The 14,136-nt window shown below is 66.7% G+C and carries 13 protein-coding genes; 6 read left to right on the top strand and 7 right to left on the bottom strand.

The features are described 5' to 3' along the window. Positions 1-8: 8 nt before the first annotated feature. Positions 9-1,070, bottom strand: coding sequence for an IS481 family transposase (locus tag AS25_RS12555; RefSeq protein WP_035963043.1), 1,062 nt, complete (start codon positions 1,068-1,070; stop codon positions 9-11). Positions 1,071-1,321: 251 nt separating this feature from the next. Between AS25_RS12555 and AS25_RS12560 the strand changes: the two genes are divergently transcribed. Continuing rightward, positions 1,322-1,897, top strand: coding sequence for a recombinase family protein (locus tag AS25_RS12560; protein ID WP_035965574.1), 576 nt, complete (start codon positions 1,322-1,324; stop codon positions 1,895-1,897). Positions 1,898-2,037: 140 nt separating this feature from the next. On the opposite strand, the gene AS25_RS12565 is transcribed toward AS25_RS12560, so the two are convergent. From AS25_RS12565 to AS25_RS12575, 3 genes are all read right to left on the bottom strand, one after another. Continuing rightward, positions 2,038-2,370 (bottom strand): recombinase family protein, encoded by a 333-nt coding sequence (locus tag AS25_RS12565; protein WP_240919039.1) that lies wholly within the window; start codon positions 2,368-2,370, stop codon positions 2,038-2,040. Positions 2,371-2,641: 271 nt separating this feature from the next. After that, positions 2,642-2,875 carry a hypothetical protein gene (locus tag AS25_RS12570; protein ID WP_035965577.1) on the bottom strand — a complete coding sequence of 78 codons (234 nt, stop codon included), beginning with the start codon at positions 2,873-2,875 and terminating at the stop codon, positions 2,642-2,644. Between the two features lie 104 nt (positions 2,876-2,979). Then, on the bottom strand, positions 2,980-3,861 hold the full coding sequence (locus AS25_RS12575; RefSeq protein ID WP_035965578.1) for a manganese catalase: 882 nt from the start codon (positions 3,859-3,861) through the stop codon (positions 2,980-2,982). A 395-nt stretch (positions 3,862-4,256) separates the two neighbouring features. On the opposite strand from AS25_RS12575, the gene AS25_RS12580 reads away from it, so the two are divergent. Next, positions 4,257-5,573 carry an APC family permease gene (locus tag AS25_RS12580; protein WP_035965580.1) on the top strand — a complete coding sequence of 439 codons (1,317 nt, stop codon included), beginning with the start codon at positions 4,257-4,259 and terminating at the stop codon, positions 5,571-5,573. Positions 5,574-5,761: 188 nt separating this feature from the next. Here AS25_RS12580 and AS25_RS12585 read toward each other — a convergent pair whose 3' ends face one another. Then, positions 5,762-6,349 (bottom strand): recombinase family protein, encoded by a 588-nt coding sequence (locus AS25_RS12585; RefSeq protein ID WP_035965582.1) that lies wholly within the window; start codon positions 6,347-6,349, stop codon positions 5,762-5,764. Between the two features lie 117 nt (positions 6,350-6,466). Here AS25_RS12585 and AS25_RS14810 point away from each other — a divergent pair, with 117 nt between their 5' ends. Together AS25_RS14810 and AS25_RS14815 are read left to right on the top strand one after the other, a co-directional pair. Next, positions 6,467-6,940, top strand: a complete 474-nt coding sequence (locus AS25_RS14810) for a relaxase/mobilization nuclease domain-containing protein (RefSeq protein WP_156960995.1) — start codon at positions 6,467-6,469, stop codon at positions 6,938-6,940. A 143-nt stretch (positions 6,941-7,083) separates the two neighbouring features. Then, positions 7,084-7,251: a hypothetical protein gene (locus AS25_RS14815; RefSeq protein ID WP_156960996.1), complete on the top strand. Its 168-nt coding sequence runs from the start codon at positions 7,084-7,086 to the stop codon at positions 7,249-7,251. 338 nt (positions 7,252-7,589) lie between these two features. Here the strand turns inward: AS25_RS14815 and AS25_RS12595 are convergent, their stop codons facing one another. Further along, positions 7,590-8,780, bottom strand: coding sequence for an alcohol dehydrogenase catalytic domain-containing protein (locus AS25_RS12595; protein ID WP_035965587.1), 1,191 nt, complete (start codon positions 8,778-8,780; stop codon positions 7,590-7,592). Between the two features lie 399 nt (positions 8,781-9,179). Here AS25_RS12595 and AS25_RS12600 point away from each other — a divergent pair, with 399 nt between their 5' ends. After that, the gene (locus tag AS25_RS12600; protein WP_338075330.1) at positions 9,180-10,403 is read left to right on the top strand and encodes an MFS transporter; all 1,224 of its coding nucleotides are present in this window, start codon (positions 9,180-9,182) and stop codon (positions 10,401-10,403) included. 43 nt (positions 10,404-10,446) lie between these two features. Next, positions 10,447-11,733: a cytochrome P450 gene (locus tag AS25_RS12605; protein WP_035965726.1), complete on the top strand. Its 1,287-nt coding sequence runs from the start codon at positions 10,447-10,449 to the stop codon at positions 11,731-11,733. 162 nt (positions 11,734-11,895) lie between these two features. Here AS25_RS12605 and AS25_RS12610 read toward each other — a convergent pair whose 3' ends face one another. After that, on the bottom strand, positions 11,896-14,022 hold the full coding sequence (locus AS25_RS12610; protein WP_156960997.1) for a M23 family metallopeptidase: 2,127 nt from the start codon (positions 14,020-14,022) through the stop codon (positions 11,896-11,898). Positions 14,023-14,136: the final 114 nt, after the last annotated feature.

Genomic DNA, 14,136 nt, shown 5'->3' on the forward strand with positions numbered 1-14,136 from the left:
CGACACCCCTAGATGTAAGAGGGCATGACGTTATTGACACGGGCCGGGACGCGTGAGGCCGGGGGCTTTTCGCCGCAGGCAGTGTGCGGGCGGTGGTAATTATAGTGATTGACCCAGGTCCCGATCGCGGTCCGGCGGTCGTGCTCGGTGGCGTAGGTCCGGGTGTAGAGGACCTCGTCGACGAGCAACCGGTTGTACCGCTCCACCTTGCCGTTGTGCCTCGGGGTGTAGGGGCGGATCCGCTGGTGCTTCGAGGCCAGGGCCTCAACGGTGCGGGTGAAGTCCTTGGCCCGGTAGTTGGCGCCGTTGTCGGTGACCACCCGGTGGACCCGCTCGATCCCGTGAGCGGCGAAGAACGCCCTCGCCCGGGCGAAGAACCCGATCGTGGTGGTGGCCTTCTCGTCGTCGAGGGCCTCGGTGTAGGCCAGGCGCGAGAACCCGTCGATGGCGGTGTGCAGGTAGGTGTAGCCGATCCTGGCCCCGGGACCGCGTTTGGCTGCCAGGGCCTTGGTCGTGCCGCGGCCGTGGGCACGCCACCCGCCGCCGTAGGGAATCCTGCCGACCTTCTTCACATCCAGGTGGACCATGTGCCCGGGCCAGTGCGCGGTGATCCGCCGCGGGACCCGGCGGGAGTCCTCTCCGTCCGGGGTGAGGTCGCGCAACCGGGAGATCCCCAGCCGGGCCAGCCACCGGCCCACGGTGCGCAGCGCGATGGTCACGGGGGCGTGGAAGGGCCCGGGGCCCTTCTCGTCCTGTGGGTCGTTGTCGTAGCCGCCGGCGCTCAGGTGGTGCCAGATGCGCCGGGCCGACCACTTCCGGCCCCGGCGCAGGGCGTCGATGCGCTCCACCACCTCCGGGGCCGTGCGGAACGGACTCCCGACAGGGGTGCAGGGCCGGTCGGCCAGGCCATCCTCGCCGTCTTCGAGGTAGCGGGCCACCCAGGTGGACACCGTCGGACGGCTGACGTGGAATTCGGCGGCGACGTGGGCCTTGGGGATCCCGTCCTCGAGGTGACGGGCCACCATGCGCAGCCGGCCGGTCGGGGTCAGGGGTGCATTACGGTGGGTCATGAACGGGCTCTCTCGTACGGACGGACGGTGTAGGAACTTCCATCCTGTGGCGAGGAGCCCGTTCCTCATCTCATCGACGCACCCGCGACAAGAACCTCATGACCCACAACAACTAGAAGCACGCCACCTACCGGCGAACTCCACACGCAACCCACCAACGCCACAACCGTGCCCTTTTGTCTCATTTGCCTGTCTCATTTGCTATCGTCTCAACAAACCGAAAACAGTCGAGTTATTGAGACGAGGACCGGATGGCAAGCCTGGGATACGCGCGCGTGAGCACTGTCGAGCAGAACGCGGACCTACAGACCCGCGCACTGAAGGACGCGGGATGCCAGAAGGTCTACACCGACCATGGGGTCAGTGGGACCAAGGCCAAGCGCCCCCAGCTCGACAAGCTGCTCGAGCACGCCCGCGCCGGGGACGAGGTCGTGGTGTGGAAACTCGACCGGCTGGGACGCAACACCCGTCAGCTGCTTGAGCTGATTGACCGGCTCGAGTCCCAGGGCATCAACTTCCGGTCCCTTACCGAGGGGATCGCAACCACCGGGCCGATGGGCAAGGCAATGCTCACAGTGATGTCCGCTTTCGCGCAGCTCGAACGCGACCAACTTGCCGAACGCACCAAGGCCGGGTTGGCCGCGGCCGCGGCCCGCGGCCGTAGAGGTGGTCGGCCGGCAGTCACCCCAGAGACGGAAAGGGTTCGCCAGGCTGGCCAGTACCGGCATGCGGGACTCACGCCGCCGGAGATCGCCAAGCTGCTCGGGGTCAGCCGGGCTACTGTATACCGCTACCTCGCTTTGGCATCCGGTGAGGCCAGCGGGTAAGTCCATCTGGTGGACGCCGTTGCCCCTTGTCCTGCCCCCTGGGGCGTTCACGACGTCGTCGCGGAACTCCTGGGGATGGGGCTCGGGCGCGGTGTTCATTCTTCTAGCGATGCCTCACAGCGTCACAGATCAGATGTCACCTATTCGTGCAGCAGTCCCAAGGGCTGTATAGAACGTCTGGCGGCCTTGAACCGCGCAGCCACTTCGGTTTTGGGGATCCCCATGTCGACCATGGCCCGCGCCTGCTCTACGTCGTCTGCCGACAGCTTGGGAGTCTGCGCATACTTCCCGCTAGCCTTCGCGATCGCTATCCCCTCAGCCTGTCGCTCTTTGATCCTGCGCCGCTCAAACTCCGCGAAGGCCGCAAGGATTCCCAGCATCAGCGAATCTAGTGGAGACGCGCCGTGGCAGTCCACGGTGATCCGCTCCGAAACGAACCCGACCGCTGCACCCTTCTGGGCGATCTCCTCCACCAGGTTGTAGAGATCCCGCGTATCGCGGCCGTCCAAGCCACGGACGGATCGGCGGTCTGCGCGGCATCCAGCTCCGCGCGGAGGGTTTTGGCACCCTTCTCCGTGGTGGCGTAGATGTAGGCGGTGCGGCACTGGTAGGAGGCGCCCCGCTCGGGGCGCTCATGAAGTGTCTCCGTGATCTCGGGAACGAATCATCTCTTCTCCGGCCTGCGACACGAGGAGCCCGGGACCGACCGGCCCCGGGCTCTTCCTGCGCTAGTGACTTAGGGAGTCACTTCTTCATGGTCAAAGACTTCTGCTCTTCCAGCCGCAGGGCGATCCCGACAGCCAGGAAGGTCGGTGCCCACTGGCCGACGAAGATGCCCCAGCGGTCGGACTGTGCCCGTGAGTCATCGGGCTTGCCGCGCGAGGCGAGCCAGGACGCGAACGTCATCCCGATGGAGCCGAAACCGGCCGCGTAGGCGTACTCGGACTTGATTCCCATGCTGTGAAGCCACTTGATCATTGCAGCCTCCAGAGGTTGTAGATGTGTTGATACATGCGGGGTGGGTGAACGCGAGGGTATCAGCCGGATGCGACCGGGGACACCGTCGAAGGTCGCCCGCGGGCCTATTCCTTGTTGAGTTTGTCCTGAATGGTTCCAGCGGCCTTCTCGACGATGTTCGGCAGCTCCGTGGTGCCGTAGAACCGGGCATCGGGATGGGTGGGAGGCGGCATCGGCACTCCCGGCATCGGCTCGGGCTGATAGGAGAACTCGGCCTTGCCGTCCGGGGTCGGGCCCGAGGCCCACGATCCCTGCTCCATCGCCTCCCCGTCCGAGAAGTTGTAGGCGGTGTAGGCGTGCTCGCTGGCCTCCTTGGACTGTGGGAAGTTGCTCGGCACCGGCATCTCCTCCAGACCGTCCGCCTGCAACTCACGCACCGCCGCGACCCACTGGTTCTGGTGCATGGTGTCCCGGGCCAGCAGGAAGGACAACAGGTCCCGGATCCCCGGATCGTCGGTCATGTGATACAGCCGCGCCACCTGGGTCCGGCCCTGCATCTCCGCATTCACGTTCGAGGTCATGTCCGCCAGCAGGTTGCCGCTGGCGGTGACATACCCGGCAGTCCACGGATTGCCCATGCTGTCCACCGGCCGCGCCCCGGCACCGGAGACGATCGCCTGCTGCATATCCGTCCCGCCGATCACCGCGGCCACGGCCGGATCATCCTGGACGGCATCCTCGGTGATACCCAACGGCGCCTTCTCCAGCAGCTGGGCCACCATGGTGGCCAGCATCTCCACGTGGCCGAACTCCTCCGCCGCCGTGCTGAACAACAGGTCACGGTACTTGCCGGGAATGTGCGCGTTCCACGCCTGGAAGCTGTACTGCATCGCCACCGTGATCTCCCCATACTGGCCCCCGATCACCTCCTGAAGCTTGCGCGCATACACCGCATCAGGCTTCTCCGGTCTGGAGTTGTACTGGAGCTTCTGCTGATGAATGAACATACTGCGTCTCCTTCTCTAGGCGGGCAGGGTGTTCCCTCCCCGCGTATCGGCCTGACTCGACTCACGGTAACTGCCGCACTGCCTCACCCCAAGGGCTAACCAACTGCAGTATTTCCCCGTCTGAGCCGACTCTGTGTCGGAGTCGACTCCAACAGTGGGGCGAGCCGGGCGACTCCGAATCCATCGACGGACCCGACGTCTGGTCGACATAACTGGCCGGCGGGGTAGAGATGTTCGTATCCACCATCGTCCTGGGCAGCTAATCCATACCCTGGTGCAGAACGGTGGTGCCGAGGATCTCGAGCGTCCAGTCAGGACTCAACTCTTCTGCTGGTATCGGAGCGGGTCTGAGCAAACTGAGTACCCCGGCGGCCAGCCGGGTCTACTGTTGCTTCATGTTATCAACCTCTACCAGCGCCCAAGGGCGGGGTCTGCGCCGTACGGTCACCACTGCGGGCCTGTTCCTGTTCATCCTCGGTGACGTGCTCGGTGCCGGCGTGTACGTATTGGCCGGTGAGATCGCCGGGATCGCGGGAGGCGCCGTCTGGGTGCCGCTCGTGGTGGCCCTCGTTCTCGCGTTGCTCACCGCCGGTTCCTATGCCGAACTCGCCACCAAGTATCCGAGGGCCGGCGGGTCATCCCATTACGCCACCCGGGCCTTCGGTCCGTTCGTCGGCTTCCTGGTGGGGTTCTGCATGCTCTCGGCGGGCATCATCTCAGTGGGGGCGCTGGCCCTGGGCTTCGCAGGTGACTACCTGACAGAGTTCATCACCCTCCCCACAACCTTGGTCGTGGTCGTTTTCCTGGGTCTGCTCGCAGCACTGAACGCGCGGGGCATCTCGGAGTCGATGGGCGCCAACCGGGTGGCCACGATCATCGAGGTCTCCGGCCTGCTCCTGGTCATTGTCCTCGGCGCGATCGTGGTGGCCCGGGGTGACGGCGACCTTAGTCGGTTGACCGAGCTGGGGACATCTGAGAACGGCCCACTCGCCGCCGTCTTCGCCGGTTCCGTGCTGGCCTTCTATTCCTATGTGGGCTTCGAGACCAGTGTGAACATCGCCGAGGAGACCAAGGATCCGGCCCGGTCCTACCCCCGGGCGCTTTTCGGCGCTCTCATCGTCGCCGGCGTTGTCTACGCACTGGTGGGGGTCGCGGCCTCGGCGGTCGTCCCGACGGCTGACCTGGCCGAGAGCAGCGCTCCTCTGCTGCAGGTCGTCACCGCCGCGGGCATCATCCCTCCGGTGGTCTTCAGCCTCATAGCCCTGGTGGCAGTGGCCAACGGCGCCCTGCTGACCGGCATCATGTCCTCCCGCCTGGCCTACGGCATGGCCCGCGACGGACTTCTGCCAGCAGGGCTGGCCCGGCTACTGCCCCGCCGTCGGACACCGTGGGTGGCCATCATCGTCACCACCGGCCTCTCCCTGGTTCTCTCCCTCACTGGGACGCTCGAGATTCTCGCCAGCACCATGGTCCTGCTGCTGCTCGTGGTGTTTGCCGCGGTCAACACCGCCGTCCTGGTGCTGCGCCGCGATGCCGTTCAGCACCGCCATTTCCGCGTCCCGTCCTTCTTGCCGGTCGCCGGTCTCGTCTCCTGCATCGGCCTGGCCACGCAGGTCGAGGGAGAGGTCTGGCGGCTCGGCCTGCCCTTCCTCGCCGTCGCTGCCGTCCTGGCCGGCATCGCAGCTTGGCGTCATCGCCGCCGCGCCACCTGACAGGGCAAAATGAAAGGGGCTAGGGTCACAATCACCCAAGTCGCCCGCAGAAGTCGGCGCCAGTAGACGGCAGTATCGTCCCCACCTTGGCACCTGTCTTCCAGTCTTCTGGCATGGCACCGATGTATGGCATAAGTCTGGATGCCCCCCATGTTGCCGCTTGCAGACGAGGGGCTGTGTCAAGAGCGCTACGTTGCAGCGGGTAGGTCGCGGATGCGTCGGTAGAGGGTGGCTCGGGACATGCCCAGATCGCGGGCGACCTGTGTGGCGGGCTGGCCGGACTCGACCAGGTGGGCGGCACTGCGGATCTGCGACTCGGTAAAGGTCGGGCGCCGGCCGCCGAGGTCCTGACCGGCGGCCCGTCGTTTGGCGACGGAGTCGGTGATGCGTTCGCGCTTGATTTCCAGCTCCATCTGGGCCAAGGCGGCCATCACCGTGAACACCATCGAGCCCATCGGCGTGTGAGTGTCCACGTCTCCCCCACCCAGGCTCAGCACCCGCAGCCCTGCACCTCGTTCTCTGAGGGTCTCGGCGAAGGCGAGCATGTTCTGGGTGGACCGGCCCAGCCGGTCCAGGGTGGTGATCACCAGGGTGTCCCCCTCATGCAGCGCGGCGATCGCTTTGTCGAACTTCGGCCGGGAGGCCCGGGCCCCGGACACCCCCTGATCGACGTAGAGGTCATTCCGCCGGACCCCGGCCGCTAGCAGGTCCTCGACCTGCCGGTCGGCATCCTGCCGCCGGGTCGAGACCCGCGCATAACCGATGAGCTTTCCCATGACGACCCCGAGTGTCTCGCAACCAACGATGAGTACACAACTCTAGTCACTGGGTTACGATACATAGTTGCGAGAATCGCTGAGGGTAGAAGAAACCCGGAAATTCGCGCTTTCGTCATGCCCTCACGTAGGCGCTCACGAGACGTCTCGCATCCCATAGGTTTCGAGGAGCACCCGTGCGTGATGGTCCGCCACGCTGATGACCATGTGCATGTGGTGGTGTGCCGGGTCAGTGACGAGGGGACGGTGTGGCACGGGCGCAACGACCGGCGTGCGGCCCAGAGCGCGTGCACCCGGCTGGAGTTGGAGCACGGTTTGCAGACGGCGCCGCGGCGCCGTGAGGCGGGGCGGGGTAAACGCTCGGTGGTCGCGGTGCGTCAGCTGCAGGAGCAACAGACCGAGGTGGTAGCGGTCCGCCGCGCGGAGTGGGAGCAGATCCGCAAGGTCGTGGAGCTGGACAACCCGGCACCTCGGAAGCAACCCCCGGCGCCCCAGCAGCAACAGCGGGTAGCCCCGCTTCATTCGTTGGAACAGGCGCAGCATCTTTGCCGTTCCGACCCAGGCCGGGAGGACCACGGGCGGGGCCTGTAGCTGGGCTTAGGCCGAGAAGATGCGGGAGAAGAACCCGCGGCGCGGCTCGGGCGGTGCCACAGGGGCTGCGGGTTCCGGTGACGTTTCCGGCTCTGCCGTCGGGCGGGACGAACAGGTTCTGGAGTAGCAGGAGCCTGCGTGATGTGGGAGCTCTGCCCGATGAGCATGCGAAGCGCCATGCGCTCGGTTTCGTTGGCGATTTGCAGGGCGTCGAGAGCTCAGCGGCGTTCTTCGGCTCGTGCTTCAGCAACTTCGGCGCGCCGGCGCCATTCCTGGATTTCAGCTTCCAACTCACGGACGCGCTCGAGTAGACGCCCAGTGTTCTCTGCTTCCTCCGCGGGTTGAGCAGACGGTGTCGATGGTCTGGCCTGTGGGGCGGGGCGGAACCCCTCGCCGTGGATGAGGCCCACGGCGATGAGTGCGGTCATGGGCACCCGCCGCCCGGCGGAGGTGATGGTGGCCCCCGCTTCCTCCAGCTCGACGCGCCGTCGGCGGAGGGTGCTGTGGAACCCCTGGCACCGGGTTCACGGCCAGCTGTTTTCCTGACCGGCCATAGGAGAGAACGAAAAGGCGCCCTCAGCTTGGGGCGCGTCCTGGCGGTAGTGAGGCCCTGGCAAATTGCCAGGGCCTCACTACCGGGTGAGCAAGATCAGGAGGCGATCATGCCGTGGGGGTCGATGATGTACTTCTCCTGCGAGCTGTTGTCGAAGTCCGCGTAGGCCTGAGGAGCATCGTCAAGGCCGATGACCTTGGTCTGCAGCATGTCCGACAGGTACGGCATGCGGTCCCACAGGATCGCCTGCATCAACTCGTAGTTGTAATGCATGATCGGCGCCTGGCCAGCGGTGATCTTCGGGGACTTGATCCAGGCGTTGCCGAATTCAATCGGGTAGATGCCGTTCTGCTCGTCCTTGGAATCCGCCAGGGGGTCAGGCCCGTAGATGCCAATGATGCCGGTGGCGCCTCCCGCGCGGGTAACGTCGATCACCTGGTTGATCGCATAGGCCGGATCCTCTTTGTCCGCGTCCTTGCCGATGCCGTGAGCTTCGGTGCCGACGTAGTCCACGGCGCAGTCGACCATCGGCTCGCCAAGGATCTTTTCAATCTGGTCCTGCAGCGGGACATCCTCGTTGAGGTCAATGGTTTCGCAACCGTTGCGCTTCATCAGGGCCAAGCGATCCTTGTCATGGTCGCCGACGATGATGCAGGACGCCCCCAGCAGGCGCGCAGCTGCGGCGCCGCAACGGCCCACGGGGCCGGCCCCCGCGATGTAGACAGTGGACCCGGGCTTGGCGCCAGCCTCCATGAGGCCGTGGAAGGCAGTCGGGAGGATGTCAGAGAGAAGCGCCAGATCGCGGATCTTCTTCATGGCCTGGTCACGGTCCGGGAACTTCAGCAGCTGGAAGTCCGCATAGGGAACAAAAAGATACTCGGCCTGTCCGCCGTCCCAGCCGCCCAGGTTGAAGCCGTAGGCAGCGGAATCGGCGTCCGGGTTGCAGGTCTGGCAGACCTCGGTACGACCGTTGCGGCAGTTGCGGCAGCGGCCGCAAGCCACGTTGAAGGGAACCGAGACCAGGTCGCCTTCCTTCAGGAACTCGACGTCAGAGCCGATTTCCACGACTTCCCCGGTCATCTCATGCCCCATGACCATGCCTTCCGGGGCGGGGAAGGACCCGCGGTAGATGTGGAGGTCACTACCGCAGATGTTGGAAGCCACGATCTTCAGGACAACACCGTGGGGTGCCTTCTTGCCGTTGGGCATCTGGAGCTTCGGAAAGTCCAGATCCTCAACCTGCATGTTCTTCACGCCGCGGAAGACGACGGAACGGTTGCCTGCCATGTTCTTCACTCCTTCTTGAGTTCTCACACCGGGGCCCGGGGAGACTCGGTCCAGCCCCACCCTTGAGGCTTCTCTCAGTAAACCATAGGCCTCGCACAACCTAAATCGACCCCCAGGGGCGTCGTGGGGAGGGAGGCGTCCTGGACGAATCCACGTTCTGCATGACGCAAAATGTCGATATTGCCGATGCCTTGGCTTGGTGGGAGATTCCGATTATTTCGGGCGAATGGCTCAATGCGCGCCTTTGACATACATGTCAAACACCCCTATGGGTGTACTTTTCACGCATTTCTCACCCAAAATGTTCATGTTACGAACCCCGCGGATTCAGGCCCTGCGGACTCACGCACACACCACCCCCGAGTGTGCTCCACCCTCCCCGGCTCGTAGCCTGACGGGGTGACGCCAGCTTCCCCACCACCGGCCATGGACCGCCTGCGGATCACCCGAGCGCGCATCGCGGTGTCTCTGCTGTTCCTCACCAACGGCGCGATCTTCTCCAACCTGTTGCCCCGCTTGCCCGAGATCAAGGACATGTACGACCTGTCCAACGCCCTGTACGGGTTCGCGCTGATCGCGTTCCCCATCGGAGGTGTGGTGGCGGGCCCCCTGCCGGCCCCCATTCTGCGGAGGTTCGGAACGGCGCGCGTCGCCGTGGTGGGTTCGATCCTGCTCGCCACCGCGGTGTTCGTGGCCGGATCCGTTCCCCTCGTGGCCGTGTTCTGGATCGGACTGTTCGTCGCGGGCATGCTGGACGCCCTCGTGGACACAGCGCAGAACGCGCAAGGACTGCGAGTACAACGCCTCGCCGGAACCTCCATCATCAACTCCATGCACGCCCTGTGGAGCGTGGGTGCCGTGATCGGCGGCCTCATGGGCACCGCCGCTGCGGCCATGAACCTACCCCTGCCTTGGCACTTCCTGATCAGCGGTGTCATCTTCGCGGCCGTGGCAGCCTTCGCCATGCGCTGGGCCGTCCCCGACGACCACGCGGAACACGCCGCCACCCAGGCCGAGAACGCCCCCCTGGACACCGCCGGGATGCCTAAGCTCCCGCGTAGCGCGGGAGTGGCCGCGCTCGCGCTGCTGCCGATCGCCGTCGTCGCCATGTCCGGGGTGCTCGTGGAAGACGTGGGCTCCAACTGGTCCGCCGTCTACCTGCGGGACGCCCTGGGCGCACCCGTGGGCATGGTGGGGCTCGGCTACGTCAGCCTGGTGGGCGCGCAGTTCGTGGGTCGCCTTTTAGGGGACAGGCTGATCGACGCGTTGGGAGCCGTGCTGGTCACGCGCATCGGGGGCGTACTGATCTTCGTGGGCCTGGGCGCCGTGGCGCTCGCGCCGACACCGTGGGTGGCCCTGGCTGGTTTCGCCCTCGCGGGCTTCGGCTGCGCGACCATGGTCCCCAACGCCTACGCCGCCGCAGACCGTGCCCCCGGCCTGAAACCCGGCACGGGACTCACCTTGGTGAGCTGGTGCATGCGCATCGTGTTCGTGCTCTCGCCCCCGCTGATCGGCCTCTTCGCCGATGCCGCCGGGTTGCGGACCGCGCTGTTCGTCTTCCCGCTCATGGGCCTGTTCGCGTTCCTCTTCGCGGGCGCCCTGCAGGTGCGTGCCCGGCGTTGAAACCTCCCAGTCGGCGAAAGGTCAGTACCCGTACGATCAGAGCATGACTTCCACCGCGGGACGCACCCGCCCCGACCAAGTCCTCTCCTTCCTGCGCTCGGGCTACCTCTTCGCCTCGCGCGTACGACGTCGCACGGGCGTCTCCCCGGAGTCCGGCGCCCCGGTGAGCATGAACCTGCTGGGCAAGCGCTCGGTCCTGGTGCGCGGGGAAGAAGGGGTGGACCTCTTCTACGACACCTCCCGCATGAAGCGCCACGGCGCCATGCCCCTGTTCATCCGCGGCCCGCTCTTCGGGTCGGGTGCCGTCCACGCCCTGGACGGGGACGCCCACGCCGCACGTAAGAACCAGATGGCGGACATGGCCTACGAGGACGAGCGGGTGGCCCAGTACAAGCCGTTCGTGGCCGAGGAACTCGAGATGCTCATCCGTGAATGGACCTCCCCCGGCAACGTCTACGACGGCACGGCCCTGGCCTTCGGCCGTGCGTCCTTCCGCTGGGCCGGGATCCCGTGGAGCCGCCAGGAGATGGACCGGCAGGCCCGCCGCATGAGCCGTCTGCTGGACACCTTTGGGCGCCCCGCCACGCACCCGATCTCATGGTTCGAGCGCTTCCGCCTGGATCGCACGTTCACGCAGCTGATCCACGGTGTGCGTTCGGGCACCGTGGCCGCCGACCCGGATTCGGTGCTCGCCCACATGGCGCGTCTCGTGGACGAGAACGGTGGCCTCGTGGACGAGAAGACCGCCGCGGTGGAGTTGCAGAACCTCACCCGCCCCAACGTGGCGGTGGCTCGCTTCGCGGCCTTCGCCGGGGCAGCACTCGTGGAGCACCCGGAATGGGCCGCCCGCATCCACGAGGCGTCCCAGGCACGGGGTGGTTCTCTGCTCGACATCCCGGAGGCCGTGGCCTTCGCCCAGGAGGTCCGCCGCGTCTACCCGTTCGTCCCGATGCTCCCCGCCGAGGCCACCGCGGACACCGAGATCAAGGGCTGCCCCATCCACAAGGGTCAGCGCGTGCTGATCGACATCCTGGGCACCAACAACGATCCCGCCTCGTGGGAGCGCGCCGGCACCTTCGACCCCGAACGCTTCATGGGGGTCGACGACGCCGAGGCCATCCGCACGTTCATCCCCCAGGGCGGTGCCGAGGTCCGTACGGGCCACCGTTGCCCCGGTGAGAAGATCGCGGTGACATCCCTGTCCGCGGCCGTGGTGGCACTGGCCCGCCCGAACGTGGAACTGGGCACCGACCCGGACGACCTCACGTTCTCGTGGACCCACATGCTGACCCGCCCCGCTACGGGCATGCGGGTGCGCACCGCCCACTGATCCACCCGAGCGAACCGAAGGGCCACCCCGCGTGCGAGCGGGGTGGCCCTTCGTGTGAGCACTTCTATTTCTGGAAAACCGGGGTGTCGCCCGCCGCTGTGAGCGGGCTCGCCGGTCCACGCGTATCCCCGCCGTTACGGGCGGGAGGTGAAACCCCGATCCTCACCGGTCTTTGGCAGGGGGAGCCGGAGGCTGGTACGGCGGGGCCTTGGCCACCAGCTTCTGCAGTGCGGTCAGCTCGGCAGAGGCCGCGGCGGTGAGTTTCTTGTCCGCCGGTTTGGCCGACGCCGCCGCCACCGCGTGCTGGGTCTTGTTCAGCTGCGCGGCGAACGTCGGATCCGCGGCGGCCAGCTTGGAATCCGTAAACCGCTGGGACAGCAAGGTCAGCTCGGTGTTCAGTGGCGTGGCGGGTCCGAACTGCTGCGCCGGGGTCAGCACAATCTGCGTGGCCAGCAGGTGCTGCGTGCGCTGCTGCACCTGCTCCAGCGTGGTCAGCTGATCCACGGGCGCGGTGTAGGGATCCAGACCGGGCACGTTCGACTGAGGGTTGGGATCCTCGCCCGGCTCGGTGTGCTCCGGTGGCTTGGGGAGCCCGGACGTCGACGGATTCGGGGTGGGCAGGGTCTCCCCCGGATCACTCGGGGTGCCCGTGGGGCCACCGGACTTCGACGGGGTCGGCGTAGCACTCGGAGTCGGGGAGCCGCTCGGGTCGAACTTCTGCTGGCCCGGATCACTCGGCTCACCCGCGGAACCACCGGACTTCGACGGGGTCGGCGTAGGACTCGGAGTCGGGGAGCCGCTCGGGTCGAGCTTCTGTTGGCCCGGATCGCTCGGCTCACCCGCGGGGCCACCAGACTTCGACGGGGTCGGCGTAGGACTCGGAGTCGGGGAGCCGCTCGGGTCGAGCTTCTGCTGGCCCGGATCGCTCGGCTCACCCGCGGAACCACCGGACTTCGACGGGATCGGCGTAGCACTCCGAGTCGGGGAGCCGCTCGGGTCGAGCTTCTGCTTGCCCGGATCGCTCGGCTCACCCGTGGAACCACCGGACTTGGACGGGATCGTGTTCGGGCGCGGCGTCGTCGTCGACCCTGGCTCGTGAGCGGGCCCCTTCTTGGCAGGTGCCTTCGTGGCCGGTGCAGCCTGGGGCGCGGACTTCTTGGCGTCGTTCCCGGCCTTCTCGCCGGACGCCTGCTTCGCGTCAGCCGGTTTTCCGGAGTTCGACGACGCCGCTGCCGGTGGCGGGGTCTTCCGACCCAGTGCCATCACGCGTTCGTGATCTGCATCGGGAACGTCGGCCGGTGCGGGACCGGAATCGGTACCGGGTTCCGCGTGCGGATCCACGGGAGGCTGCATCGCGGCCTGGTCCTCCGTGGAATACGGCGCGCGCGACGCGGGGATGACACCCTTGCCGGTCTCCCAGTCGAAGGACTCCGGGTCCGCGACCTTGCCGTGAACCCAGATCTCGAAGTGCAGGTGGGGGCCGGTGACACGCAGACCCGTCTGTCCCACGGTGCCTAGTTGCTCGGAGGCACGCAAGGTGTCCCCCACGCGCACCATGACGTCCTTGAGGTGGTTGTACGTGGTCTTGATGCCGTCCGCGTGCGTGACCTCCACCCGGTTGCCACCCCACACGTCCCAGAAGACCGCTGTGACGGTGCCGTCCAGGGCAGCTACCACGGGTGTGCCCTCCGGTACGGAGATGTCCGTGCCGTTGTGGAAGTCCTTCTGCTTGGTGTCCGGGGCGATCCGCCATCCGAACCGGCCGCCGTCCAGCACGACCACCGGTTGGGCCGGGGCGATGATGGTGTTGACGGGTAGCTCACCCTCGAACGTGGCCGGAGCGCGCGTGCTCGGTGCCACGGGGGACGTGTCCCCCGCGCCGCTCCCGGAGCCGCTCGAGCCCGAACCGCTTCCGGATCCGGCAGCGCCCGCGCCTCCGGCTCCGGAGGCGCGGGGACCGGAACCCCCGGGAGCGATGTCCACCGCATTGCGGACGAACGTGCCCGGGGCGGTCACCGGCACGTCGTGGGACGCGGCGATCGCCGCCTGGTCCGGCACCACGGCGAACAGGGAGGCCTGAGCCGGCCGCGCGGCGTCGTCGTCGGGAGCGGGAACGCCCGGGCGCTGGGGGCCTTGCGCGTCGTGAGCCATGGCGGGCTGCCAGGGGGCGGTTTCGGTGCCATTGCTGAGCGCAACGCTCACGGCCACGAGCATGGAGAAGGACGTGAAGGCGGTCAGCGCCATGGACGGCTTCCTGGCCGCCGCGGCGCGTGAGCGTGAACGAGTCATGAGGCGATCGTGTCTCCCGGGATGGACTTCGGCACCGTTAGCCCGCGGCCCGATAGTCAGTACAGCCAGTGTAGGTGAACCGGGGGTGTCCATGTAGTTGCATGAAGACTAAGA

It is taken from the genome of Kocuria marina (assembly GCF_000786655.1).
Lineage (GTDB): Bacteria > Actinomycetota > Actinomycetes > Actinomycetales > Micrococcaceae > Kocuria > Kocuria marina_A.

Coding starts and splice junctions, on each gene's coding strand:
- AS25_RS12555 (WP_035963043.1), bottom strand. CDS start 1,070: ATGACCCACCGTAATGCACCCCTGACCCCGACCGGCCGGCTGCGCATG.
- AS25_RS12560 (WP_035965574.1), top strand. CDS start 1,322: ATGGCAAGCCTGGGATACGCGCGCGTGAGCACTGTCGAGCAGAACGCG.
- AS25_RS12570 (WP_035965577.1), bottom strand. CDS start 2,875: ATGATCAAGTGGCTTCACAGCATGGGAATCAAGTCCGAGTACGCCTAC.
- AS25_RS12575 (WP_035965578.1), bottom strand. CDS start 3,861: ATGTTCATTCATCAGCAGAAGCTCCAGTACAACTCCAGACCGGAGAAG.
- AS25_RS12580 (WP_035965580.1), top strand. CDS start 4,257: ATGTTATCAACCTCTACCAGCGCCCAAGGGCGGGGTCTGCGCCGTACG.
- AS25_RS12585 (WP_035965582.1), bottom strand. CDS start 6,349: ATGGGAAAGCTCATCGGTTATGCGCGGGTCTCGACCCGGCGGCAGGAT.
- AS25_RS14810 (WP_156960995.1), top strand. CDS start 6,467: ATGCCCTCACGTAGGCGCTCACGAGACGTCTCGCATCCCATAGGTTTC.
- AS25_RS12595 (WP_035965587.1), bottom strand. CDS start 8,780: ATGGCAGGCAACCGTTCCGTCGTCTTCCGCGGCGTGAAGAACATGCAG.
- AS25_RS12605 (WP_035965726.1), top strand. CDS start 10,447: ATGACTTCCACCGCGGGACGCACCCGCCCCGACCAAGTCCTCTCCTTC.
- AS25_RS12610 (WP_156960997.1), bottom strand. CDS start 14,022: ATGACTCGTTCACGCTCACGCGCCGCGGCGGCCAGGAAGCCGTCCATG.